Genomic DNA, 792 nt, shown 5'->3' with positions numbered 1-792 from the left:
CCGTTTTCCTGCACCATTTCATATTTCGCCCAATGCGCGAATTCCTCGCGGGTGATGCAATCGGTGGTTTTGCGTTCCTGACCGGCGATTTGTTTGAAAATCACAAAGTCTTTTTCCGGGTCGTCACTGCCTGATTCGTCAATGATGCGACGCATCGACCAATCCCGACCAATCAAACCGTTGCTGTAAACTCGGCCGAGTTCGATATCCGACGCAGAAAGCGGTGTGTTCGGGTGGCTAATCAGCGCCAGAATGCGGCGCAAATCGTATTCATTGATGTCCACGAACGAGTCGATTTCCTTTAGGGCATTTAAAAAATCGCTGTGGGATAAGCCGCCCTGCGATGCAGGTTGGGAATCGGTCTGTTGTTGGTGCCAATAAGCCGGATAGCGCCGCCAATGAAAGACTGCATTGAACAACACGGCAATCGCCAGAATGGAAAACACATTCAACAATACCGGCGTTAACAGAAATCCGTAACCCAAAGCATGGACGCTTTCGCTGCCGATAACCGCAGTCAAGGCGGTGGCTCCACCCGGCGGGTGAATGCATTTCAAATAATACATGGCGGTGATGGACGCGCCGACGGCGACGCTGGCGGCGAGAATCTGCGGATCAATAAATAAGGCACTGCTCACGCCGACGAAGGCGGAAACCAGGTTGCCGCCAATCAGCGGCCAGGGTTGGGATAAAGGGCCGTGCGGCACCGCAAACAACAAAACGGCGGAGGCGCCCATGGAAGCGACCACGGCCAAAGCAACGGGCAGTGCCAGAAAGTGATGACTGATCAGC

1 protein-coding gene is annotated in these 792 nt (G+C 54.0%); it reads right to left on the bottom strand.

What is annotated here, in order from left to right; translation table 11 throughout:
- Window positions 1–792, bottom strand: a 792-nt coding sequence (locus ACP5D0_RS08865) for an HPP family protein (RefSeq protein WP_472365380.1), incomplete at both ends; no start/stop codon positions are given.

The organism is Hydrogenovibrio sp. (assembly GCF_049975065.1).
Lineage (GTDB): Bacteria > Pseudomonadota > Gammaproteobacteria > Thiomicrospirales > Thiomicrospiraceae > Hydrogenovibrio.
This window is presented reverse-complemented; position numbering and strand designations above follow the sequence as displayed.